Origin of the sequence: Stenotrophomonas sp. FR010 (assembly GCF_047520755.2) — a bacterium.
GTDB classification, from domain to species: Bacteria; Pseudomonadota; Gammaproteobacteria; order Xanthomonadales; family Xanthomonadaceae; genus Stenotrophomonas; species Stenotrophomonas sepilia.
The window spans coordinates 215,295-236,962 of sequence record NZ_JAXBQT020000004.1 but is presented as its reverse complement, the minus strand read 5'-3'; the positions used below and the strand labels follow the sequence as shown (position 1 = coordinate 236,962).

Annotated in this window: 20 protein-coding genes and 2 pseudogenes; 11 read left to right on the top strand and 11 right to left on the bottom strand. The window is 66.7% G+C overall.

The window, feature by feature from the left end; genetic code table 11:
• Window positions 1-72: 72 nt before the first annotated feature.
• Window positions 73-1,233: an AAA family ATPase gene (locus tag ACM0PK_RS05885; protein ID WP_111201437.1), complete on the top strand. Its 1,161-nt coding sequence runs from the start codon at window positions 73-75 to the stop codon at window positions 1,231-1,233.
• Window positions 1,234-1,263: 30 nt separating this feature from the next.
• Here ACM0PK_RS05885 and ACM0PK_RS05880 read toward each other — a convergent pair whose 3' ends face one another.
• Window positions 1,264-2,211 (bottom strand): DMT family transporter, encoded by a 948-nt coding sequence (locus tag ACM0PK_RS05880; RefSeq protein WP_111201436.1) that lies wholly within the window; start codon window positions 2,209-2,211, stop codon window positions 1,264-1,266.
• Window positions 2,212-2,257: 46 nt separating this feature from the next.
• Between ACM0PK_RS05880 and ACM0PK_RS05875 the strand changes: the two are divergent.
• Window positions 2,258-2,818: pseudogene (locus ACM0PK_RS05875) on the top strand (Pr6Pr family membrane protein); the annotation flags it as partial.
• Window positions 2,819-2,825: 7 nt separating this feature from the next.
• On the opposite strand, the gene ACM0PK_RS05870 reads toward ACM0PK_RS05875, so the two are convergent.
• Both ACM0PK_RS05870 and ACM0PK_RS05865 read right to left on the bottom strand, forming a co-directional pair.
• Entirely contained in the window at window positions 2,826-3,680 is an 855-nt protein-coding gene (locus ACM0PK_RS05870) for a DUF72 domain-containing protein (RefSeq protein ID WP_414606905.1), read from the bottom strand.
• Window positions 3,681-3,700: 20 nt separating this feature from the next.
• Window positions 3,701-4,144 carry a VOC family protein gene (locus ACM0PK_RS05865; RefSeq protein ID WP_111201434.1) on the bottom strand — a complete coding sequence of 148 codons (444 nt, stop codon included), beginning with the start codon at window positions 4,142-4,144 and terminating at the stop codon, window positions 3,701-3,703.
• A gap of 110 nt (window positions 4,145-4,254) precedes the next feature.
• Here ACM0PK_RS05865 and ACM0PK_RS05860 point away from each other — a divergent pair, with 110 nt between their 5' ends.
• The 3 genes from ACM0PK_RS05860 (at window position 4,255) to ACM0PK_RS05850 (ending at window position 8,222) form a co-directional block, all read left to right on the top strand.
• Complete coding sequence (locus ACM0PK_RS05860) at window positions 4,255-5,817, top strand: serine hydrolase (protein ID WP_414606898.1); 1,563 nt, start codon at window positions 4,255-4,257, stop codon at window positions 5,815-5,817.
• A 155-nt stretch (window positions 5,818-5,972) separates the two neighbouring features.
• Window positions 5,973-7,805, top strand: a complete 1,833-nt coding sequence (gene smrA, locus ACM0PK_RS05855) for a multidrug efflux ABC transporter SmrA (RefSeq protein ID WP_414606897.1) — start codon at window positions 5,973-5,975, stop codon at window positions 7,803-7,805.
• 180 nt (window positions 7,806-7,985) lie between these two features.
• The gene (locus ACM0PK_RS05850; protein WP_111201431.1) at window positions 7,986-8,222 is read left to right on the top strand and encodes a hypothetical protein; all 237 of its coding nucleotides are present in this window, start codon (window positions 7,986-7,988) and stop codon (window positions 8,220-8,222) included.
• 84 nt (window positions 8,223-8,306) lie between these two features.
• On the opposite strand, the gene ACM0PK_RS05845 is transcribed toward ACM0PK_RS05850, so the two are convergent.
• The gene (locus tag ACM0PK_RS05845; RefSeq protein ID WP_053497065.1) at window positions 8,307-10,115 is read right to left on the bottom strand and encodes a DUF885 domain-containing protein; all 1,809 of its coding nucleotides are present in this window, start codon (window positions 10,113-10,115) and stop codon (window positions 8,307-8,309) included.
• 112 nt (window positions 10,116-10,227) lie between these two features.
• Between ACM0PK_RS05845 and ACM0PK_RS05840 the strand changes: the two genes are divergently transcribed.
• Both ACM0PK_RS05840 and ACM0PK_RS05835 read left to right on the top strand, forming a co-directional pair.
• Window positions 10,228-10,584 carry a GFA family protein gene (locus ACM0PK_RS05840; protein ID WP_111201429.1) on the top strand — a complete coding sequence of 119 codons (357 nt, stop codon included), beginning with the start codon at window positions 10,228-10,230 and terminating at the stop codon, window positions 10,582-10,584.
• Window positions 10,581-11,393, top strand: a complete 813-nt coding sequence (locus ACM0PK_RS05835; protein ID WP_072166824.1) for a DUF4349 domain-containing protein — start codon at window positions 10,581-10,583, stop codon at window positions 11,391-11,393. Before ACM0PK_RS05840 ends, ACM0PK_RS05835 begins: the two co-directional genes overlap by 4 nt.
• Before the next feature lie 31 nt (window positions 11,394-11,424).
• Here the strand turns inward: ACM0PK_RS05835 and ACM0PK_RS05830 are convergent, their stop codons facing one another.
• Window positions 11,425-11,718: a hypothetical protein gene (locus ACM0PK_RS05830; protein ID WP_005415831.1), complete on the bottom strand. Its 294-nt coding sequence runs from the start codon at window positions 11,716-11,718 to the stop codon at window positions 11,425-11,427.
• Between the two features lie 68 nt (window positions 11,719-11,786).
• A complete protein-coding gene (locus ACM0PK_RS05825; RefSeq protein ID WP_414606896.1) occupies window positions 11,787-12,731 on the bottom strand; it encodes a LysR substrate-binding domain-containing protein in 945 nt (314 codons plus the stop codon).
• Between the two features lie 115 nt (window positions 12,732-12,846).
• Between ACM0PK_RS05825 and ACM0PK_RS05820 the strand changes: the two genes are divergently transcribed.
• On the top strand, window positions 12,847-13,719 hold the full coding sequence (locus tag ACM0PK_RS05820) for a DMT family transporter (RefSeq protein ID WP_414606895.1): 873 nt from the start codon (window positions 12,847-12,849) through the stop codon (window positions 13,717-13,719).
• A 591-nt stretch (window positions 13,720-14,310) separates the two neighbouring features.
• Here the strand turns inward: ACM0PK_RS05820 and ACM0PK_RS05815 are convergent.
• Window positions 14,311-15,182, bottom strand: a pseudogene (locus tag ACM0PK_RS05815) (peptidylprolyl isomerase); the annotation flags it as partial.
• Between the two features lie 166 nt (window positions 15,183-15,348).
• On the opposite strand from ACM0PK_RS05815, the gene ACM0PK_RS05810 reads away from it, so the two are divergent.
• On the top strand, window positions 15,349-15,714 hold the full coding sequence (locus ACM0PK_RS05810; protein ID WP_414606894.1) for a PadR family transcriptional regulator: 366 nt from the start codon (window positions 15,349-15,351) through the stop codon (window positions 15,712-15,714).
• Entirely contained in the window at window positions 15,711-16,700 is a 990-nt protein-coding gene (locus ACM0PK_RS05805) for a sensor domain-containing protein (RefSeq protein WP_414606893.1), read from the top strand. The genes ACM0PK_RS05810 and ACM0PK_RS05805 overlap by 4 nt, the downstream gene beginning before the upstream one ends.
• 110 nt (window positions 16,701-16,810) lie before the next feature.
• Here the strand turns inward: ACM0PK_RS05805 and ACM0PK_RS05800 are convergent, their stop codons facing one another.
• Together ACM0PK_RS05800 and ACM0PK_RS05795 are read right to left on the bottom strand one after the other, a co-directional pair.
• Window positions 16,811-18,118 carry a polyhydroxyalkanoate depolymerase gene (locus ACM0PK_RS05800; protein WP_414606892.1) on the bottom strand — a complete coding sequence of 436 codons (1,308 nt, stop codon included), beginning with the start codon at window positions 18,116-18,118 and terminating at the stop codon, window positions 16,811-16,813.
• Between the two features lie 93 nt (window positions 18,119-18,211).
• Window positions 18,212-18,802: a class I SAM-dependent DNA methyltransferase gene (locus ACM0PK_RS05795; protein WP_049440893.1), complete on the bottom strand. Its 591-nt coding sequence runs from the start codon at window positions 18,800-18,802 to the stop codon at window positions 18,212-18,214.
• A 187-nt stretch (window positions 18,803-18,989) separates the two neighbouring features.
• Here ACM0PK_RS05795 and ACM0PK_RS05790 point away from each other — a divergent pair, with 187 nt between their 5' ends.
• A complete protein-coding gene (locus ACM0PK_RS05790; RefSeq protein ID WP_111201423.1) occupies window positions 18,990-19,445 on the top strand; it encodes a CopD family protein in 456 nt (151 codons plus the stop codon).
• A 276-nt stretch (window positions 19,446-19,721) separates the two neighbouring features.
• On the opposite strand, the gene ACM0PK_RS05785 is transcribed toward ACM0PK_RS05790, so the two are convergent.
• Entirely contained in the window at window positions 19,722-20,681 is a 960-nt protein-coding gene (locus ACM0PK_RS05785) for an acetyl-CoA carboxylase carboxyltransferase subunit alpha (protein WP_414606891.1), read from the bottom strand.
• A gap of 113 nt (window positions 20,682-20,794) precedes the next feature.
• Window positions 20,795-21,664, bottom strand: a complete 870-nt coding sequence (locus tag ACM0PK_RS05780; RefSeq protein ID WP_414606890.1) for a YajG family lipoprotein — start codon at window positions 21,662-21,664, stop codon at window positions 20,795-20,797.
• Between the last annotated feature and the right edge of the window lie 4 nt (window positions 21,665-21,668).

The window sequence follows — 21,668 nt, the reverse complement described above, 5'->3', positions numbered from 1 at the left end:
GATTCACATCGCGTCGCAGCGCCTGCGATCAAGAGCGGGCAGCATGACGCCCTGTTTTCCCGGACGCCGACCATGTTGCAGACCCTGGCCATCGCCCACTATCGCTCGCTGCACGGGCTGGTATTGCCGCTGCAGCAGTTGAATGTGGTGACCGGCGACAATGGCAGTGGCAAGTCCAGCCTGTACCGCGCGCTGCGCCTGCTGGCCGAGACCGCGCAGGGTGGCGTCGCGGCGGTGCTGGCCCGCGAAGGTGGGCTGGGTTCGGCGCTGTGGGCGGGCCCGGAAAAAGTAGACCGTCGGGTTGCTGCCGGCGAAATCCCCTTGCAGGGCGGCCCACGCCAGGAATCGGTGGGATTGAAGCTCGGCTTCACCACCGACGAATTCGGCTACGCCATCGATCTCGGCTACCCGCCGCCCAGCCGTTCGGCGTTTGCGCTGGACCCGCAGATCAAGGCCGAGGCGATCTGGGCGGGGCCGTTCCTGCGCAGCGCCAACCAGCTGGTCGATCGTCGCGGGGCGATGGTGCGGCAGCGCCATGCGCGCGGTTGGGATCTGGTGGATGACCGGTTGTCGCTGTTCGACAGCCTGTTCACCCAGGTCGGCGATCCGCAGCGCATGCCCGAAACAATTACCCTGCGTGAGTACATCCGTTGCTGGCGCTTCTATGACCATTTCCGCAGCGATGGCGATGCCCCGGCGCGGCAACCGGCGATGGCCACGCGCACGCCGGTGCTGCATCACGATGGCCGGGACCTGGCGGCGGCCTGGGTGACCATCCTCGAGATCGGCGACCCGGTTGCGTTGGCACGCAGCGTCGATGACGCGTTCCCGGGCGCCACGGTCGATTTCGAGGCGCTGGATGGACGCTTGGCGCTGCGCTTCCACCAACCTGGGTTGCTGCGGCCATTGTCGATGGCCGAGCTCTCCGACGGCACGCTGCGCTTCCTGCTGCTGGCGGCGGCGCTGCACACACCACGCCCACCGCCGCTGATGGTGCTCAACGAACCGGAGACCAGCCTGCACCCGGACCTGCTGCCGGCGCTGGCGCGGCTCATCATCGCAGCCAGTGCGCGCAGCCAGGTATGGGTGGTGTCGCACGCCAGCCGGCTGATCGCGGCGTTGGAACAGGCGCCAGGGTGCCATTCGCTGCATCTGTACAAGGAACAGGGCCGCACGCTGTTGAGCGGGCAGGGCCTGCTGGATGCGCCGGCCTGGCATTGGCCGCAGCGCTGATGCGGCCATCCACGCCATGCGTGGATGCACTCAATCGGCGATGTTGCGCGCTTCGGCCGTGCCGAGGATTTCCGGATGCTGCACCGGCTTGCGGCGGTTCAGCAGTGGATGCAGGAACACCGCGCCGACGATGATCGCCACGCCCAGGTAGAACCACGGGGTGACTTCGTGCTGCTCGCGCAGCAGCACCACCGCCAGTACCACCGCATAGACCGGCTCCAGGTTGGTCACCAGCTGCACCGTGTAGGCACTCAGGTGGCGCAGCGCGACCAGGGCCAGGGCGAACGGCAGCAGCGTGCAGAACCCGGCCAGCACCAGCAGCAGGATCCCGTCGTGCAGATTCGGGACCACCCACAGCGGGCTGGCCAGCGCCGGCAGCAGATAGGGCATCAGCGGCGCCAGCAGGGTCAGTGTGAGGGTGCCGGCACCCAGCTCCAGCGCGGTGACCGTGAGCGGATCGGCATGGCTGACCATGCGCTTGTTGAGCGAACCGAACACCGCCACCAGCAGCGCCGAGATCGCGCCGATCAACACACCCAGGCGCATGCCATCGGGCACGCCACCGACCACCAGCGCAACACCCGGCAGCACCGCCAGGCCAAACGCCAGCTCACGCAGCTGGAACGGCCGCTTGGCCACCCACGGCTCGATGATCGAGGTGAACACCGGTGCCAGTGCGATGCAGGTGGCAGCCACCGAGGCATTGGCCAGCTTCACCGCGCCGTAGAACGTCAGCCAGTGCAGGGCGACCAGCGCGCCGATACCGGCGTAGCCGGCGACCAGCCGCGGGGGCAGGGTGCGCAACCCGCGCCAGACCCGCGGCAGCAGGGCCAGCATCGCTGTCACCAGCAGCATGCGCCACCACACCAGCGGCAGTGCGGGCAGGGTGATCAGCTTGCCGAGGATGGCGGTGACGCCCCACAGCAGGACACAGAAATGGATCTGCCACAGCGCTTTGCGGGTGTCGGGTGTGCTCATCGGCCTATTGTGAGGCAATCGTACGGTCGCCGGCGACGCCTGTGGCATGCTCGCGGAAACTCCTCAGGGGAACCCTGCAATGGCTGCCAACCGCTCCGCCCTGCGTGCATGGGCAGCACTGACTGCACTGGTGGCCGCCACCGCGTTGCTGCTGCAATACCTGTTGCTGCTACGCGGCCCCGGGGCGGCTGCCGGGGTCGGCATGGCGACACTGCGCTTCGTTGGCTACTTCACGATTCTCAGCAACCTGGCGGTGTGCCTGGGATGCGTCAGGCTGATCCGTGCGGGTGTGCTGGACACGACTGTCGCCGCGGTGATCGCGTTGTGCATCGGGGTGACCGCGTGCATCTACATGCTGGCGTTGCAGGGGCTGTGGCAGCCCACCGGGCTGCAATGGTGGGTCGATGCCGGCCTGCACTACGCTGTGCCGGCGCTGTACCTGCTCGGGTGGTGGTGGCTGCTGCCGCATGGGGCGCTGCGCTGGCGCGCGCTGGGCGGTGTGCTGCTGGTACCGCTGGCCTACCTTGGCTGGGCGATGCTGGTCGCTGCAATGACCGGACAGGCGCCGTATCCATTCCTCGAACTGCAACGCCTGGGGCTGGCGGCCTTCCTGCTCAACGTGCTGCGCGTTGCGGGCGTGTTCGTGGTGGGCTGGACCCTGCTGTGGGGGCTGGACCGCTGGCGCCGTCGATGGGGCGCTGCAGGGCCATCGCTGCGGCCGGGTTGCGGGCCTTGCCGGCACCGATGCACAGCAGGTAGACCTCGCGCGGGGTTTCCGGGGCGGGCCCGGCCAGGCAGGGCAGGTCGTCCACCGGCTCGCCGCGTGACCAGCGTCGTGCGCGTTCAGCCCAGCGCTGCTGCACGGACGCAGGCAGGCCCTCGTTCAAGCGGGCCTGGCTGCGCTTGATCCGCGCGTAGACGAAGCCCGCACTGACATCGCCATGCAATGGCGCCTCGTCGCTGTCCTCGATCACCAGCGCCACGCCGTGGCGGCGCGCGGCGGCGACCAGAGCCGGTCCATGTGCCTCGGCGTTGCGCACTTCCAGAGCGTGCTGCAACGGCGCGCCCTCGAGCTGCTTCGGCAGCTTCGCCATCAGCGCTTCCAATGCATCGGCGTCGGCCGGATGGTGCGGATCGAACTGCCACAGCAGCGGGCCGAGCCGGTCACCGAGCGCAAGTGCCGCCTGCAGGAATGGCGTGGCCGCTTCCACGGTGCTGGCCAGGTCGCGGCGCTGCACCAGGTAGCGTGGCGCCTTCATCGAGAAACGGAAGCCTTCCGGCGTCTGCGCGGCCCACTGCGCGCACTGGGCCGCAGTCGGTGTGCGGTAGAAGGTGCCGTTGATCTCGATGCAGCGCAGGGCGCGGCTGGCATGGGCCAGTTCCTCGCGCTGCGGCAGTCCCACCGGATAGAACATGCCGCCGCGCCACTCGGGAAACACCCAGCCGCCAATACCGCAGCGGATCGCCATCTGGCCGGCGGCGGCAGCGTTCACTGGCTGTGGTCCTCGCGCCAGGGGTCGTAGTTGCCGAACCACCACAGGTAGCCTTCAGGATCGGCACAGGCATAGCCGCGGCCGCCGTAGTCCTGGTCGGCAATGTCGATGACGATGCGTGCCCCAGCCGCCTTGGCCCGCGCATAGTGCGCATCGACATCGGTGACGATCACGCAGGCGCTCTGGGTCTGGCGGCCGCCGACTTCTCCGGGCAGGACCGCGTGTTCACTCCACGCGCTCTGGTTGTTGGCCGAGCCGAGCATGATCATGCCGTTGCCGAAGGTGAGCTGGGCATGGAAAACCGTATCGCCATCGGCATACACGGCCTGGGCATGGAAGCCGAAGGCCCGCTGCAGCCAGTCGATGGCGGCCAGCGCGTCGCGGTAGCGCAGGCACGGAATGATGGTGGAGCCGTTGCTTGGTTGGCCATTCGCGCCCATGACACCCCTCCTATGGCACGGGGCAGGGTGCATCGGCGACCGTTACCATCCTGCGAAACCCCGGTGACGGCCTGCACATGGCCGCTACCCCTGTTCGGAGATGGTGCTGGATGAAAACCTGGATCGGAGGAGCCGTGCTGCTGGCGTGCACGACCATGGCCAATGCGGCGACCCCGCAGCAGCTGCAGGACCTGGATGCGACCGTCGAGCGCGTGCGCACGCAGTTCGACGTGCCCGGCATCGCCGTGGCCGTGGTCAAGGATGGCCAGGTGGTGCTGGAACGTGGCTGGGGCGTGCGCGAGCAGGGCAAGCCGGAACCGGTGCAGGCCGACACCCTGTTTGCCATCGCTTCCAACACCAAGGCGTTCACCGCCACCTCGCTGAACCTGCTGGCCGAGGACGGCAAGCTGAAGATGGATGACAAGGTGATCGACCACCTGCCGTCGTTCCGCATGTCCGATCCGTTCGTGACCGGGCAGATGACGATCCGCGACCTGCTGTCGCATCGCAGCGGGCTGAGCCTGGGCGCCGGTGACCTGCTGTTCTGGCCGGCCACCTCCTACAGCAACGCCGAAGTGGTGGAGCGACTGGGCAGGGTGCCGCTGAAGGGCGGCTTCCGCGAAAGCTATGCCTACGACAACATCCTGTACGCGGTGGCCCAACAGGTGATCGAGCGCGTGTCCGGCATGAGCTACCAGCAGTTCCTGCAGACGCGCATCTTCGACAAGGTGGGGATGGCCGGCACGCGCTACAACGCCGACCACCTGAAGCCAGGTGACAAGGCGGCGGTCGGCCACGCCAAGTACGATTTCAAGGACCTGCGCACCGTTGCACCGCTGACCTGGTCGAACAATGCCGGCGCCGGTGGCATCTATTCCAGCGCGCACGACATGGCGCGCTGGATGCAGGTGCAGCTGGCCGAAGGCAAGCTGGCTGACGGCACGCCGTTGTTCAGCGAGAAGAGCCAGCAGCAGATGTGGCGGATGATTACCCCGCAGTCGATCCCGGCGCCGAGCGTGCCGGAGCTGGCACCGGCGCGGGCCAACTTCGCCGGCTATGGCGAAGGCTGGAGCCTGAGCGACTACCGTGGTCAGAAGCTGGTCTGGCATACCGGTGGCTGGCCGGGCATGGTCTCGCGGTTGACCCTGGTGCCAGGCGAGAAGCTGGGCGTGGTGGTGCTGACCAACCAGGAAGTGGGCGCGGCGTTCAATGCGATCACCCTGAGCGTGCTTGACGCTTACCTGGGCGGAGAAAAGCACGATTGGGTGGACGCCTATGCCAAGGCCGTGGCCAAGGGTCAGGACAAGGCCGACGAGGCCTGGGCCAAGCACCAGAGCGCACGCGACAAGGGCAGCAGGCCATCGCTGGCGCTGGCCGGCTACACCGGCAGCTTCCGCGACCGCTGGTATGGCGACATGCAGATCAGCGCCGAAGGCAAGGGCCTGCGCCTGCGCTTTGCGAAGACCGCGCAGCTGAGCGGGCGCCTGGAGCACTGGCAGCACGACACCTTCATCGTGCGCTGGGACGACCGTTCGCTCAACGCCGATGCGTTCGTGAACTTCAGCCTGGACCCGGATGGCAAAGTGCGTGAGGTGCGCACGCAGCCGATTTCCGACCTGACCGATTTCAGTTTCGATTTTCAGGACCTGCTGTTCACCCCGGTCAAAGAATGAGGGTAGCGCCGGCCGCTGGCCGGCAACCTCATGATCCCTGGAAACGTCGCGAGGTTGCCGGCCAGCGGCCGGCACTACCGGCGCCACGGCATCGTCGGCCGGCGTACACATCCGGCGTGGGATACTCCGCCGGCTATTGATGGCGAGGGAATGCGATGTTCCGTTGGTTTGAATCCTTGATCCCGGTTTTCCCGCCCGTGGATGGGCGCATGCCACCGCGCAAGGTGCTGCCGTTCTACCTGCACTACCTGCGCCCGGTCTGGCCGGTGCTGCTGGCGACCCTGATTGCCGGCCTGCTGCTGGCGCTGGTGGAAGTGGCCATGTTCGACTACCTGGGCCGCATCGTCGACATGGTCGCCGAGCAGCCCGGTGCCGATTTCTTCAAGCGCCATGCCAATGAACTGGGCTGGATGCTGTTCATCACGGTCATCGCGCGGCCGATCCTGGTGGGCCTGCACAACCTGCTGGTCAACCAGGCCATCGTGCCCGGCCTGAGCAACCGCTCGCGCTGGCTGATGCACAACTACGTGGTTCGGCAGAGCCTGAGCTTCTTCCAGAACGACTTCGCCGGCAGTGTCGCCAACCGGGTCATGCAGACCGGTACCTCGCTGCGCGAGTCGGCGGTACAGATGGTCGATTCGCTCTGGTACATCGTGGTCTATACCGGCACGGCGCTGTACCTGTTCGCGCAGGCCGACTGGCGTTTGATGGTGCCGCTGATCCTGTGGCTGCTGGCCTACGTGGTGATCATGGTCTACTTCGTGCCGCGCGCGAAGGAGCGGGCCTGGATTGCGTCCGAAGCGCGCTCCAAGGCGATGGGCCGCATCGTCGATGGCTACACCAACATTCCCACGCTGAAACTGTTCGCCCATGGCGGGCGCGAACAGGCCTACGTGGCCGAGTCGATCCAGGAACTGGCGGTCAAGCACCGCGCGCAGACCCGGGTAACCACCGGCATGGACCTGACCATCGCCATCGTCAACGGTTTCCTGATTGCCGGCACCTGTGGGCTCGCGCTGTGGCTGTGGAATGGCGGCCATATCACCGTGGGCGCGATCACGCTGGCGACCGGCCTGGTGATCCGCATCCACAACATGTCCGGCTGGATCATGTGGACCATCAACGGCATCTTCGAGGACATCGGCACGGTGCAGGATGGCATCACCACCATCGCCCAGCCGCTGACCGTGCAGGACCGCGGGGACGCGGTGCCGCTGCAGGTGACCCGCGGTGGCGTGCACTTCCAGGACATCCACTTCCATTACGGCAAGAAGGGCGGCGTGATCGCCGGCCTCGACCTGGTGGTGAAGCCGGGCGAGAAGATCGGCCTGGTCGGTCCTTCCGGTGCCGGCAAGTCGACCCTGGTGAACGTGCTGCTGCGCCTGTACGACCTGGAGAGTGGCCGCATCCTGATCGACGGCCAAGACATCGCCTACGTCACCCAGGAAAGCCTGCGCCAGCAGATCGGCGTGGTCACCCAGGACACCTCGCTGCTGCATCGCTCGATCCGCGACAACCTGCTGTATGGCCGCCCCGATGCGACCGAGGAGCAGCTGCGTGCTGCCGTAGCCAAGGCGCGTGCCGAAGCCTTCATCGATACGCTGGTGGACGGGCAGGGGCGTCGTGGCTACGACGCGCATGTCGGCGAGCGCGGCGTGAAGCTGTCCGGTGGCCAGCGCCAGCGCATCGCCATTGCCCGCGTGCTGCTGAAGGACGCGCCGATCCTGGTGCTGGACGAAGCGACCTCGGCACTGGACTCGGAAGTCGAAGCGGCAATCCAGGACAGCCTGGATGAGCTGATGGGCGGCAAGACGGTAATCGCGATCGCGCACCGGCTGTCGACCATCGCGCGCATGGACCGGCTGGTGGTGATGGACCAGGGCTGCATCGTCGAGACCGGCAGCCATGCCGAACTGATTGCGGCCGGTGGCCTGTACGCGCGGCTGTGGGCGCGACAGACCGGTGGTTTCGTGGCCGCGGAGCAGTGATTGCTTCAAGGCTTTTTGAACGGGGCACGGAGGCGGAGCCCAGGCAATTGCTTCGACGCATCGAGATCTGATGCGGACGTAAAGCGCCACGCTGTGGTGCAATCCGCGCGTTGCTTTCGCACAACTGACGCTAGATGTTCGGCTCGTCTTTCGTCCTCAATTCAGCGGGAGGGAGTGGAAATGAGAATCACGGATTTCCTGGTGATGGACGGTGAGGGTGACCAGATCCCTGCTGATCCGCATGGCAACCATGTGGCTTTCAACTGTTTCGAGTGCGGATACCCGGTCGTGGCTGGCTCATTGGAAAACGAGCGGGGCAGCGATGAAGATTGCCCTGCAGCCTGTCGTGGTTGTGGTGCCGAGTACTTTATGGATCTGCGGCTGGGCTCAAAGAAAATGTACATCCATCTGCTCTGATCCGGCAGCAGCCCAAGCAGGGGCGAACAAAGAAAGCGGCCCGGGTTTCCCCGGGCCGCTCCGCTTCGTCTCACACCGTCCCGATCACTCGATCGGCTGGTCCAGCATCAGCTGGCGGGCGAAACGCACCGGCGGTGCGCCGTAGGACAGCACCTGGTCGTGGTACGCCTTCAGGTTGAACTTGTCGCCCAGCTTCTCCTGCACTGCCTTGCGGGTGTCGAAGTGTTCCTGCGCACCGACGAAGTAGGTCGGCAGCTGTGCCGACGTCAGCTGCGCGCGCACCCACTTGCCGGCCGCTTCGCTTTCCTGCTGGAACGCGTCGTGGGTCATCAGGTGCATCGCCTTTTCGCGATCCCAGTTGTCCACGTGCACGCCCTGGTCGAGGATCGCGTTGGAGATGGTGCGCAGGTAGAACTTCAGCTGCACCAGGTGGAACAGCGGATCGTTGTTGAGGTAACCCTGCTCCTGCATCATGCGCTCGGTGTAGACCGCCCAGCCTTCGGCGAACAGGCCTGAACGCAACACCGCACGCAGGGTCGAGGGGAACTTGGCCGAATGCCAGCCTTCCAGGTAATGGCCCGGAGTACCTTCATGGATGCTGAGCAGGTGGATCATGCGCGAGTTGTACTCACGCAGGAACGAGTCGACCTGTTTCTCGTTCCAGTCGTCCGGAATCGGCGACACGGCGTAGAAGGTCTTCAGGTTCTTGTCCAGCGGGCCCGGCGAATCGCAGTAGGCCACGGCCACGCCACGCTGGAATTCCGGCATCAGGATGATGTCCACCGGCGCATCGGGCAGCGTCATCAGATCGTGCTCGCGTACGAACGCGGTGGACTGCTCCAGCGCGGCCTTGGCATCGTCGACCACCTTGTCGCGTGCCGGCTTGTCGGCGTAGGCCAGTTCCAGCGCGGCCTCGATCGCCTTCTGCTGCTGCTCGTCGGTCGGCTGGGCCGGCATCTCAGGTGCACCCGGCTTGTCCTTCAGCACGGTCTGCGCGATGCCGTACATGTCCTCGCGCACGCGCTTGAGTTCGGCGCGCGCACGCTCACCGATCTCCTGGCGCGACAGCGAGGAGCTCAGCGCGAATTTCAGCTTCTGGTCGTATTTCTCCGCACCGATGCGGAAGTCGCCCTTGGCGTTCGGTACCAGGGTCTTGTCCAGCCAGGTCTGCTGCTCGTCCACGGCCTTCTTCAGGCCGTCGATGGCCGCTTGCAGACGCTGCTGGTCGGCCTGCGGCAGTTCGCCGATGTGCGGGGTGATGAAGGTATCGACGATGCTGAGGATGCCCTTGTTCTGCTTGGCAACGGTCTCGGCGTGGATCTTCGGCACGCGGGCCGGGTCCAGGTTCTCGCGGGCCTGGGCGAAGATCGCCGGCAGCTTCTCCATGCGCGCGGTGGCCGCCTTCAGGCGCTCCGGCAGCGGTGCGAACTCGCGCGCCATCAGGCCGTAGATCGCGCTGCCGGCGATGCCGTTGTACAGCTGCGGGTCCCACTTGCCGGACTGCAGCACTTCGGCGTTCCAGATTTCCGACTGCAGCTGGTTGCGCAGGATCGCTGCGTCCACCTGGTTCTCACGGCCCAGCTTGGCCACCTCGATCTTGTCCAGCTCGCCCAGCAGCGCCTTGTAGGCGGCCACGGTCTTCTGCTGGCCGGCGGCACTCAGGTCGTCCAGCTCGCTGTCGTAGCGGTGGTCACCGATCTGGGTGGCGCTGACTGGCGAAAGCTGCATCCAGGTGTCCAGCGCGCGCTTGGACAGATCGGCGAAGGCGGCGTCGACCGCCGCGTCACCGGCCTGCTGGCTGGCGGCCGGGGTGGAAGCATTGGTCGGGGCGTCGGCCGGCTGGCAACCGGCCAGCGCGGCGACCAGGGCGAGGGCAAGAAGATGCGGGCGCATCGGCATTCCTGTACGGGGTCAAACCCTGAGCATAGGGCCCCGTCGCTGCTTTGTCCCCGTGCCATAGGATTACCATGGGCGGATTCAAGGACCCTCCAAAGGAGCGCAGGACATGGAATACCAGGGAAGCTGCCATTGCGGCAGGATCGCATTCACCGTGCAGGCCGAGGCGCCGATCAGCGACGTCATCGACTGCAACTGTTCGATGTGCCGGCGTCGCGGCAGCCTGCTGTGGTTCGCTCCGCGTGCGGCGTTCAAGCTGGCCACCGATCCGGCTGACGTGGCCACCTACCACTTCAACAAGGCCCACATCGACCACCACCACTGCCGCGAATGCGGTATCGCTCCCTACAGCGAAGCGGTCGACCCTCGCACCGGCACACCGATGGTGGCGGTGAACGTGCGCTGCGTGCCGCAGGTGGATCTGGCGGGCCTTTCGGTGACCTCCTACGACGGAGCGGCACTGTGAGGCCGGTGCGAGCGTGGACGCGCAGGGCGGCGCTGCCGGTACTGCTGCTGGCGCTGGGCGCCTGCGCCAAGCAGGGCGACATGGTGGGGGATGCGGGCGCCACGGCCGCCGAGGCTGCCATCGCTTCGCCGGAAGGCGCCTTCCTGGCCTACGAACATGACGTGCAGGTGCAGCTGGAAGCGGCGCAGATAGCACCGCGCATCCAGCAGATCGCTCAGGCCTGCCAGAGCGCGAAGTTCGGCGACTGTGCAGTGTTGCAGGTCGAGCAGCACGGCGGCGAGCAGCCCAGCGGCGAGGTCAAGGTGCGCGTCGCGCCGAAGGGTACCGAGCCGCTGATCGCGATGGCTGGTGAAGGCGGCAAGCTGCAGTCGCGCAATACGCGCGCCGAGGATCTCGCGCAGGCGGTGGCCGACACGGCATTGACCAAGGCACGGCTTGAAAAGGAGCACGCCCGCCTGCTGTCCTACCAGGACCGCAAGGACCTGAAGATCGAAGACCTGATGGCGATCACCACGCGCCTGTCGGAGATCGAGGCGGGTGTCGAGCAGGCCAACAAGGATGCTGCGCAGCAGCGCCGGCGCATCGATACCCAGCTGGTGGCGATCCACTTCGACACCACCTCTGGCCAGCGCAGCCGCAGCGAGATCGGTGAGGCGCTGAGCGAGTCGGGCGGCATCCTCAGCACCAGCATCTCGTTCCTGATCCGCGCTGCGGCCGCACTGCTGCCGGTGGCGGTGCTGGCCTTGATCGCGGCCTGGGGTGTGCGGGCATGGTGGCGTCGCCGCCGCAAGCTACCGCCCAACCGCTGAGGTGAAGGCTGATGCCGGCCGTCAGCCGGCATCAGCCCTCGTCGGTCTCGTACTCGACGAACACATCCAGCTCCAGCGCCAGTTCCTGCACCGCATCGCGCACCTTCTGCGCGGTGCTTTCATTGCCGACTTCCACTTCCAACTCGTGGATGCCCGGGCCGATGTCATCGGACAGCCCGGCCGAACTGGAATCGTCGTCGTCCATATGCGGCATCAGGTCGTCGGTTTCCTCGACATGTTCGATGCCGTCCAGGCCGAGCAGCAGGTCGCTGATGGCGCGGGCGTCGTCTTCGGTTCCGGTGATGCGCAGTCGCAGCATGGCCATGGCATAGGTACGTTGTGGGTTCGCCAGCAGCCTAGCCAGCGTGAGGCAAAGAACGGGTGAGGGCGCAGTCAGGCGTGCGTCGCCGGCCGCCCGAGCAGGCTGTCCGGCAATGCCGGGACCGGCGTGCGCTCGTCCTGCGCCTGTTCCAGCAACCAGTCGATGAACAGGCGCGCGGCCGGGCTCGGCGGTTGCCCTTCTGCGCGCACCACGTGGTAGGCATAGCGTGCCTTCAATGCCGGACCGGGCAGGCGCACCACCTCGTAGCGCTGCAGGTAGGGCTGGGCGATGTGGGTGCGCGCCAGCACCGCGCCCATGCCATACACCGCCGCACGCATCGCGTCGGTGCTGTCGGCGAACGTGTGCATCGGCGGCAGGGGCGACGGTGGGCGCACACCGGCGTGGCGGAACCAGTCACGCCAGCCCTGAGGAGACAGGTCGGTCAGCAGCGGCAGGCCGGCGATGCGCGCCGGATCAACCAGTGCTTCGACCCCGGCCAGCGCCGGTGAGGCCACCGGGAACAGGAAGTCATCCATCAGGTGCTGTGCACGCAGGCCCGGCCATTGGCCCAGCCCGTAGCGGATGCCGACTTCCGGTCCGTTGTCGTCGTAGCGGTCCAGCCCGCTGCCGGTGTGCAGCTCGATGCGGATGTGTGGATAGGCCTGGGTGAAGCGTGGCAGTCGCGGCAGCAGCCAGCAGTACGAGAGCGAGCGCAGCGTGGTGATCCGCAGCGGCACGCTGTCGGCATCCGGTTGCAGGTGATGGGCCACCGCCGCGACATCGGTGAACGCGGCGCTGGCGGCGTCGGCCAGCTGCCGGCCCTCGGCGGTCAGGCGCACGCCGCGGGCGTGGCGCAGGAACAGGCGAACTTCAAGTACTTCTTCCAGGCGGCGCACGTGGTGACTGACCGCGCTGGCGGTCAGGTGCAGCTCCTGCGCGGCCTGGGCGAAATTCTGGTGGCGTGCGGCGACCGCGAACACGGCCAGTGCGGGGAGCAGGGAAGGACGGAGCAGCATGTCGAGCCTCAAACCATATTTGTGGCTGACAGCGATACTACGCGCTTGTGCGGCGGGCGTCTGCGCCTGATCCTGTCTGCCTTGGCGAGGAACAGACGATGGACGGAGGCAGGACATGAATGCGATCCCACAGGCGGCCGAGCGCGACTGGCGCACGCCGCTGGAATTGACCCTGCAGGGCGCCATCTGGGGCTGCTCGTTCCTGTTCATGCGGGTGGCGGTGCCGTCGTTCGGCCCATTCGCGCTGGTCGAGGTGCGGCTGGCGCTGGGCGCGCTGGTGCTGCTGCCGTTCCTGTGGCGCGCCCGCGCGCAGTTCCCGCCGCGCCGCTGGCTGTGGCTGGCGCCGATCGGCCTGATCAATTCGGCGCTGCCGTTCGTGCTGTTTGCCTATGCCGCCGAGCAGGCGCCGGCTGCGATCGGTGCGATCTGCAATGCGATGACGGTGCTGTTCGCCGCGCTGATCGCGTTCCTGTTCTTCGGCGAGAAGATCGGCATGCGCCGTGCCGGGGCGCTGCTGGTCGGCTTCGCCGGCGTGGTGGTGCTGGCCACGGCCAAGGTTTCCGGCCTGAGCATCGGCACCGCAGTGCTGGCCGGTGCGGCGGCATCGCTGCTGTACGGCCTGGGCGTGAACCTGGTGAAGCGGCACATGACCGGGTTGCCGTCGGCCGCCGCCGCGGCGGCAACGCTGTCGTGCGCCTCGCTGTGGATGCTGCCGATGGCGGTCAGCCACTGGCCGCAGGCGGCGATCCCGCTGAAGGCCTGGGGCGCTGCGATCGCGCTGGGCGTGGCCTGTACCGGCTTGGCGTTCCTGATGTTCTACCGCCTGATTGGCCGTATCGGCCCGTCGCGGGCGTCTACGGTGACCTACCTGATTCCGTTGTTCGGTGCGGCGTTTGCGTGGTTGTTCCTGGATGAGCCGGTGACGCTGCAGATGCTGATTGCCGGTGCGTTGATTCTGGGTAGCGTGGCGGTGAGTCAGAAGGGCTGAGCGCGCGCACGCAGCGGTAGCACCGAGCCATGCCCGGCGGGCCCATTTCCGCGCCTGCGGGGAGGTGTCACTTTCTTTGCTCGTGCAAAGAAAGTAACCAAAGAAGCACGCCGCCAGGTCGCGAGCCGGTGCTTCGCACCGGTACCCTGCGCTCCTCGGCCCGTCGAGGGACGGCGCGGGAACTCGCTGCGCTCAGACACCCGCGCCTCTTCGCCCTCGCCGGACCTGCGGTGCTCGGCTCGCTCAAGGCGGACCCAGATCAAAGGCCACAGCTGCACCCAGTAGATTCACGCCATGCGCGGATGTTTTTGCTGTTGATCTTGATTTTTCAGTCCGCCTTGCGCGAGCCGAGCATCGCAGGGGAATCAGGGGCGAAGAGCTGCCGATGTCCTGTAGAGCCGACTGCTAGTCGGCTGCCTTGTGCACGCCGTCCCCTGATTCACTGAGAAGCGCAGGGGACCGGCGTGCGAAGCACGGCGGCTCGCGACCCGGCGGCGCTTTTCTTTTGGTTACTTTTCTTTTTGCGCGAAAAGAAAAGTGACGCCCATGAACAATGAAGCCCCTTCAGCACGCGTCACACGCAGGAAACCATCAGCGCACCGGCACCGGGATATTGCAAAGATCGATATGCCTGGCCGGGCGCTTGTAGAAATCATCCACGCGATTGCGTCGCGCCTCCACCGTATCGGCAAAGGTCTTCGAGTCGGTACGCAGTACCTGGATCGGCGTGCGTTCGGCCACCGGCACATCGCTGGCACGGCGGATCGACACGATCGGCGTACGCAGCTTCGGGTCGGTGTAGAAGCCCATCGGCGCCGGTCCGCGCGGCGTTGCGCTGAGCAGCTCCATGCCCTTCAGCACGCGACCAACCAGGGTGATGTTGCGGTCCAGCTGACGCGGTGACTGGCCGGTCACCACGTACAGTTCGGCGCCGATGCTGCTGTCTTCCTCGTTGCTGCGGCCGGCACCGAGCATGCCGTAGCAGTGCGCCAGCCAGGCCTTGCCGGCTTGCGGGTCCTGGCCGACCGGGAAGCCGTCGACGAAACCGGTCTGCGCGGCCCAGCCATCGCGATCCGGCAGCACGCTGACCTTCAGGCCGGCGCTGGCGCGCTCGAACTCGGCCGGCAGCTTGCGCGCGGCGCTGCCGAACGGCCTGGCCTTGGCTGCGTCATCGGCGTCGGCATCGCCGAACTGCACCACGAAGTTGTCCTGCGAGCGGTAGATGCTGGTGCCGTCCCAGAAGTGCTCGTGGGCGAAGGTCTGGATGTTGGCGACATGGCGCGGGGCGAACTGCGGCGCCAGCTCGATGATCACCCGCCCGGCCGGCAGGTCCATGTACAGCAGATTGGCCGGGCGGGGGTACGCCAATCGCTGGCGGCCGAAGCGTCCAGGATCTGCTGCGGGCTGCGGTAGGGCGTGGCGGCGCTGGCCAGGGCGGGCAGCAGGCAGGCGAGGGCGAGGGCGGTCAGGGCAAGGCGACGACGGTGCGGCATGGGAACCCCGGAACATGAACAAGGCTTCGATTCTGCGCGAGCAATTCGGTCACGCCAACCGGCAGAGTGACTAACGACACATTCGCTATACCGAACTTCGCACTACTGTGGACTTCAACGTAGTGGAGGGCCGGTCATGTCCGAGGACGATGTCCACCTGAAGAAGTTCCAGAAGGAGCTCAGCGCCGGAACGGTGTCGCTGGCCCTGCTGGCGGTGCTGGCCCGGGCCGGGGAGCCGCTGTACGGCTACCTCATTGCCAAGGAGCTGGAGCGGGTGGGCGAGGGGGTGCTGAGCGGCAAGCAGAGCGCGCTGTACCCGGTACTGCGCAACCTGGAGGGCGCCCGCCTGCTGGAAAGCCATGTGGAACCGTCCAGCAGCGGGCCGCCGCGGCGCTACTACCGCATCAATGAACGTGGCCGCGAGGTGCTGGCGCAGTGGCGCCAGGCGTGGCAGGCCACCCGTGATTCCGTCGATTCCGTGTTGGAGGGGGTACCGCAATGAACGACCCGAGCCTGGCAGGCCGCGCCCTGCCGACCACCATTCCGCAGTACCTGGCGCAGCTGCGCGCGGCGCTGGAAGGTGCCGATCCGGCGATGGTGCAGGACGCGTTGTACGACGCCGAGGAATACCTGCGCTCGGAGCTGGCGGCGCAGCCCGGCCGCAGCGAGGCCGAGGTGATCGCCGATGTGGCCGGCAGCTATGGCGCGCCGGACGAAGTGGCCGACATCTACCGCGAGACCGAAGTGACGGTGAACCGCGCGCTGCGTACGCCGCGTGCGGATACCGCGCCGGTACTGCGTGCCGCTGCCGAAGCCAGTGGCGTCGAACCGGCCGCGCCGCCGCCGGCGCCGGTGCAACGCTCGCTGCTGGCGCGATTCTTCGGGGTGGTGGCCGATCCGCATACCTATGGCGCGCTGTTCTACATGCTGCTGTCGCTGGCCACCGGCATCTTCTTCTTCACCTGGGTGGTGACCGGCCTGTCGCTCTCGCTCGGCCTGTTGATCCTGATCGTCGGGATTCCGCTGACCGTGCTGTTCTTCGGCTCAGTGCGCGGGCTGGCGCTGCTGGAAGGGCGGCTCGTGGAAGCATTGCTGGGCGAGCGCATGCCGCGCCGTCCGCGCTACACCGACCGTAGCCGCACGTGGCTGCAGCGCATCGGCGACATGTTCACCGATGGCCGTACCTGGCTGACCCTGCTGTACTTCGTGCTCATGCTGCCGTTGGGCGTGGTCTACTTCACCATCGCGGTGACGCTGCTGTCGCTGTCACTGGGGCTCATCTGGGCGCCCGTGGCCGCGCTGTTCAGCGGTGACATTCCGGGTGTCTACATCGATGGCGTGAACGTGCTGCCGATGGCCGCCTCGCCGCTGGTGGGCATCGTGATCGCAGCTGTGGGCGTGCTGCTGCTGCTGTTGACGATGCACCTGGCACGGGGCATCGGCAAGCTGCACGGGCTGATTGCCAAGAACCTGCTGGTGCGGTTGTAACAGGCCAGGGGTCGGATCCCTGTTCGCAGAACAGGGCTCTGACCCCGGATCCCATCATGCTGGGTCAGAGCCCCCTCCGTTGGAAAGGGATCCGACCCCACGGCGGGGAGTTACCCCGCCTTTCGCCGCAACGGAGTGACGTTGCTCTTCTTCTTCGTGGCCTTCGCCGCCGGTGCCTCGGCATGCGCAGCGAAGAAGTCGCGGACCTTCGGGTACACCACTTCGCGCCAGCGACGGCCGCTGAAGATGCCGTAGTGGCCGGCGCCTTCGACGATGAAATGCTCGCGGCGGTCAGCAGCAATGCCGGTGCACAGCGCCTGCGCTGCTTCGGTCTGGCCGAGTCCGGCGATGTCATCCAGTTCGCCCTCGATGCTCAGCAGCGCGGTATCGCGGATCGCCGACGGGTCGACCTTCTCGCCATTGACCACCCACTCGCCACGCGGCAGCAGGAAGTCCTGGAACACCACGCGGATGGTATCCAGGTAGTACTTGGCCGGCATGTCCAGCACCGCGTTGTACTCGTCGTAGAAGCGACGGTGCGCGTCGGCGTCTTCCAGGTCGCCCTTGACCAGGTCGGTGTAGAAATCCCAGTGCGAACTGAAGTGGCGGCTGGGGTTCATCGACAGGAAGCCGGCGTGCTGCAGGAAGCCCGGATACACGCGGCGGCCGGCGCCGGGATAGCTGGCCGGCACGGTGTGGATGACGTTGTTCTCGAACCACGACAGCGGGTTCTGCGTGGCCAGGTTGTTCACTGCGGTCGGGCTGCAGCGTGCATCGATCGGGCCGCCCATCATCACCAGGGTGCGCGGTGTCGGCTCGCCACGGCTGGCCATCAGCGAAACCGCGGCCAGCACCGGTACCGTCGGCTGGCACACGCTGACCACGTGCAGGCGTTCGACGCCCAGATGGCGGATGAACTCCTGGATGTAGGCGATGTAATCGTCCAGGCCAAACTCGCCTTCGTTGGCCGGCACCATGCGCGCGTCCACCCAGTCGGTGACGTACACACGGTGGTCGCGCAGCAGCGTGCGCACGGTATCGCGCAGCAACGTGGCGTGGTGCCCGGACAGCGGTGCCACGACCAGCACGAACGGCTGGTTGAGCATGGTGTGCAGCTGGTCGGCTTCATTGCTGTGGCGCTTGAAGCGCAGCAGCTTGCAGAACGGCTTGCTCACTTCCTCGTGCACGACGATCGGCACGCGCTCGCCGTCGACCTCGATTTCGTTGATGCCCCACTCGGGCTTCTCGTAATCCTTGCCGATGCGGTGGAACAGCTCATTGACCGCCGCCAGGCGATCGGCGCCGGGCATCTGCGACCACCAGTGGCCCGGGTTGGCGAAGAATCTGGCGTTGGCCTGGGCCTGGTGCACCCAGGGGGCGAGCAGGTTGCGGGTCAGTTCGTGCAGTTGATAGAGCATGACGACCGAATATGTATGGTCATATGTTGCCGCGCAGCATATCCCATCCGGGTGTCCCGCAGGTTAAGTTGGCTGAAAATAATGAATCTGGATTCACATCCGTTCCAGCGCGGCGGCATCGCCTGCCAGGGCGGGGCCGAGCCAGCAGTGCGACCCGACCGGCTGCAGGCCGTGCCGGGCCAGCGTCCGCCGATACCAGCGTGCTGGGCGGGCCTGGAAGCCGTCGTGGTCGCCTTCGAACGCGTCCTCGGCGGCGAAGGTCTCCAGGAAGGCCACGCCGCCGGTCAGCTCGGCCACGCCGGCCAGGCCGGCGCGCAGCTCGCGGTCGGGCACGTAGTGCATCACGTCCGAACACACTAGCAGGTCGACCGGCGCGCAGGGCCGCAGCCAGGCGAAGTCGCCGAAGCGGGCCAGGTGCAGGTTGCGGGTGCGGCCGTAGCGGCGCACAGCGTACTCGCTGCTGTCGAAGCCCAGGTATTCGACCTTCGGACGCAGCTTCAGCAGCGGTGCGCGCCAGGCGCCTTCGCCGCAGCCGATGTCCAGCACACTGCGGATCGGTCGTTCCAGGTAGTACTCGGCACTGGCCACCGCCAGGGCAACCTTGCGCGCCAGGCGGGCGCTGCCGCCGATGTCGGCGCGGCGGTACCAGCGTTGGAAGTAGGCGGCGTCGTAGGTCTTGTCCATGGGGCGGTGCGCGTTCGGGGAAAACGGCGCCTATCGTACGGTGTTGCGCCCCCGGGTGTGGCGGACCCGCAGTAGAGCCACGCCATGCGTGGCTGTCCTGATGCGGCGATTGGACGCGGCAGCCACCCAGGAGGTGGCTCTACTGCGACAATAGGCGCCCATCTACGCCAGCCGCCGGAGCGAGCGCATGCAGAGCTACTACTGGGTCAAGACCTTCCACATCGTATTCGTGGTGGCGTGGATGGCCACGGTGTTCTACCTGCCGCGCATCCTGGTCAACCTGGCCGAGACCGCAGGCCAGCCGGCGGTGACCGAGCGCCTGCAGCTGATGGGCCTGCGCCTGTACCGTTTCGGCCACTCGATGTTCGGCCTGGCCTTTGTGCTGGGCCTGGTGCTGTGGCTGGGCTACAAGGTCATCCCGGATTTCCCGACCATGGTCGCGCCGGGCGGCGCTGGCTGGCTGCACGCCAAGCTGGGCCTGGTGGTGCTGCTGCTGGTGTATTTCAGCTGGATCGGCCGTCTGTTGAAGGGCGTGGCCAAGGGCAGGGCGCTGCCGTCGTCGCGCGCGCTGCGCTGGATCAACGAGATCCCGCTGCTGGCGTTCATTCCGATCGTGTGGCTGGTGCTGGCCAAGCCGTTCTGAACGGGGCGCGCAGCGCATCGCACAGATGCATCCACGCATGGCGTGGATCTACTGGGTGCAGCTGTGGCTTTTGATGTTCAGGTCCGCCATGAGCGAGCCGAGCATCGCAGGTGAAACAGGGGCGAAGAGGCGCCGATGTCTGAGCGCAGCGAGTTCGGCGCCGTCCCCCTGATTCACCGAGAAGCGCAGGGAACCGGTGCGTGGCACCGGCTCGCGTTCGGCGGCGTGTTCTTTGGTTACTTTCTTGCACGAGCAAGAAAGTAACAAGCCGATGAATCAGGCCGCTTCGTACGTGCCGTAACTGCGCAGGCGCGTGTAGCGCTGCTCCAGCAGTTGCTCGGTGGAGAGCTTTTCCAGCGCGTCCAGCTCGTTCAGCAGCACGGCCTTCAGGCGCTTGGCCATCTGCGTCGGGTTGCGGTGGGCGCCACCGGTCGGCTCGCGCAAGACCTTGTCGACCAGGCCCAGGCTCTTCAGGCGCGGGGCGGTCAGGCCCAGTTGTTCGGCCGCTTCCTTGGCCTTGCCCGCGTCCTTCCACAGGATCGAGGCGCAGCCTTCCGGGGTGATGGTCGAGTACACCGCGTATTCCAGCATCACGGTGCGGTCGCCCACGCCCAGCGCCAGCGCGCCGCCGGAGCCGCCTTCACCGATCACGGTGCAGATGATCGGCACCTTCAGCTCGGCCATCTCGATCAGGTTGCGCGCGATCGCTTCGGACTGGCCGCGCGATTCGGCGTCGATACCCGGCCAGGCACCGGCGGTGTCGATCAGGGTCAGCACCGGCAGGCCGAAGCGCTCGGCCATCTTCATCAGGCGCAGCGCCTTGCGGTAGCCCTCCGGCTTGGGCATGCCGAAGTTGCGCTTGATCTTTTCCTTGGTGTCGCGACCCTTCTGGTGGCCGATCACCATTACCGCGCGGCCATTGATGCGGGCCAGGCCGCCCATGATCGCCTTGTCGTCGGCGAAGGCGCGGTCACCGGCCAGCTCCTGGAACTCATCGAACATGACGCGGATGTAGTCGGCGGTGTACGGACGCGACGGGTGCCGGGCCAGCTGCAGCACCTGCCACGAGGTCAGGTTGCGGAAGATCTGCGCGGTGCGCATGCGCAGCTTGTCCTGCAGCGCGTGCACTTCCGCCTCGACATTGACCGCCGGCCCGGCACTGGCGTTGCGCAGTTCCTGGATCTTGGCTTCCAGGTCGGCGATGGGTTGCTCGAAGTCGAGGTAGTTCGGATTCATCGGAAGCCGTCGTGTAAAGAAGGGGGCAATTCTAGCCGAATGCGTGCAAACCACCCGTACGCCTTCGTCTGGAAGGCGACGGTAGCGCAGCCGGGCAGGCGGCGCCAGTCAGCTCAGGGCACCACCAGGGCGCTGCGGCCCATCAACTGGCTGCGCTGGGAAACGAAGTCGTTGTAGGCCTCGTTGGCCTCCCGGCCCAGGCCGCTGCCCAGGGTGGCAGTGGCCGAGGTGAAGGCCATCTGCGCAGCGAAGTCCTGCTTGCGCAGGGCCTTCTGTTCATCGGCGGTGGTGGCCTTCAGCCATCGCGCGTAGACCTCGCGAAGCGGCGCGGCATGCGCCTCGAAGGCCGGTGCCAGCGCCGGCAGGCTGGACGGTGCCGGTTCAAGGCTGTATGCCGGGGCCACGTAGCCGGCCGGCTGTTCGCGCTTGAACGCGCCCGGCTCGCCCATGCCTTCCTCGACGTAGGCGATGAAATCCGGTGTCGTGAACACCTTGGCGACGATCTGGCCACCACTGGAATCGACGTGGGCGACCACCTTTTCCTTCGGGAACGGTTCGCGCACGCCGTAGGTCCAGGTCTTGTCGATGAACAGGTCGTGGTGCTTCTCGAAGGGGCCCTCGAAGTCGACGCCGCCCAGCTCGATGCCAGCCTTGCCGGTGCCGAAGTTCTTCAGCTTGCTCTCGTCGGTGACGTAGACCTCGCGTGCGATCACGTATTCGCTCAGGGTCGGGTTGATCAGGCCGCCACGACCGTCGACGTAGACGATGAAGCGCACGTCGCCGAGCGTGTCGGTATGCAGGCGATGCTCGCCAACGGCCAGCGAGACCGGGCGCGAGCCGTGCGCGGCCACCGGCAGGTCCTGGCCGTCGATGCTCAGCGCCAGCGGCGTGTCGGTCGGGTTGTCGATCTGGAACTCGATCTTCGACGGCGAGCAGGCGGCCAGCGCCAGTGCGGCAACGAACGGGAACAGCAGGGTCTTCATTGGC

Coding starts and splice junctions, on each gene's coding strand:
- ACM0PK_RS05885 (WP_111201437.1), top strand. CDS start 73: ATGTTGCAGACCCTGGCCATCGCCCACTATCGCTCGCTGCACGGGCTG.
- ACM0PK_RS05880 (WP_111201436.1), bottom strand. CDS start 2,211: ATGAGCACACCCGACACCCGCAAAGCGCTGTGGCAGATCCATTTCTGT.
- ACM0PK_RS05870 (WP_414606905.1), bottom strand. CDS start 3,680: ATGGCGATCCGCTGCGGTATTGGCGGCTGGGTGTTTCCCGAGTGGCGC.
- ACM0PK_RS05865 (WP_111201434.1), bottom strand. CDS start 4,144: ATGGGCGCGAATGGCCAACCAAGCAACGGCTCCACCATCATTCCGTGC.
- ACM0PK_RS05860 (WP_414606898.1), top strand. CDS start 4,255: ATGAAAACCTGGATCGGAGGAGCCGTGCTGCTGGCGTGCACGACCATG.
- smrA (WP_414606897.1), top strand. CDS start 5,973: ATGTTCCGTTGGTTTGAATCCTTGATCCCGGTTTTCCCGCCCGTGGAT.
- ACM0PK_RS05850 (WP_111201431.1), top strand. CDS start 7,986: ATGAGAATCACGGATTTCCTGGTGATGGACGGTGAGGGTGACCAGATC.
- ACM0PK_RS05845 (WP_053497065.1), bottom strand. CDS start 10,115: ATGCGCCCGCATCTTCTTGCCCTCGCCCTGGTCGCCGCGCTGGCCGGT.
- ACM0PK_RS05840 (WP_111201429.1), top strand. CDS start 10,228: ATGGAATACCAGGGAAGCTGCCATTGCGGCAGGATCGCATTCACCGTG.
- ACM0PK_RS05830 (WP_005415831.1), bottom strand. CDS start 11,718: ATGGCCATGCTGCGACTGCGCATCACCGGAACCGAAGACGACGCCCGC.
- ACM0PK_RS05825 (WP_414606896.1), bottom strand. CDS start 12,731: ATGCTGCTCCGTCCTTCCCTGCTCCCCGCACTGGCCGTGTTCGCGGTC.
- ACM0PK_RS05820 (WP_414606895.1), top strand. CDS start 12,847: ATGAATGCGATCCCACAGGCGGCCGAGCGCGACTGGCGCACGCCGCTG.
- ACM0PK_RS05810 (WP_414606894.1), top strand. CDS start 15,349: ATGTCCGAGGACGATGTCCACCTGAAGAAGTTCCAGAAGGAGCTCAGC.
- ACM0PK_RS05805 (WP_414606893.1), top strand. CDS start 15,711: ATGAACGACCCGAGCCTGGCAGGCCGCGCCCTGCCGACCACCATTCCG.
- ACM0PK_RS05800 (WP_414606892.1), bottom strand. CDS start 18,118: ATGCTCTATCAACTGCACGAACTGACCCGCAACCTGCTCGCCCCCTGG.
- ACM0PK_RS05795 (WP_049440893.1), bottom strand. CDS start 18,802: ATGGACAAGACCTACGACGCCGCCTACTTCCAACGCTGGTACCGCCGC.
- ACM0PK_RS05790 (WP_111201423.1), top strand. CDS start 18,990: ATGCAGAGCTACTACTGGGTCAAGACCTTCCACATCGTATTCGTGGTG.
- ACM0PK_RS05785 (WP_414606891.1), bottom strand. CDS start 20,681: ATGAATCCGAACTACCTCGACTTCGAGCAACCCATCGCCGACCTGGAA.
- ACM0PK_RS05780 (WP_414606890.1), bottom strand. CDS start 21,664: ATGAAGACCCTGCTGTTCCCGTTCGTTGCCGCACTGGCGCTGGCCGCC.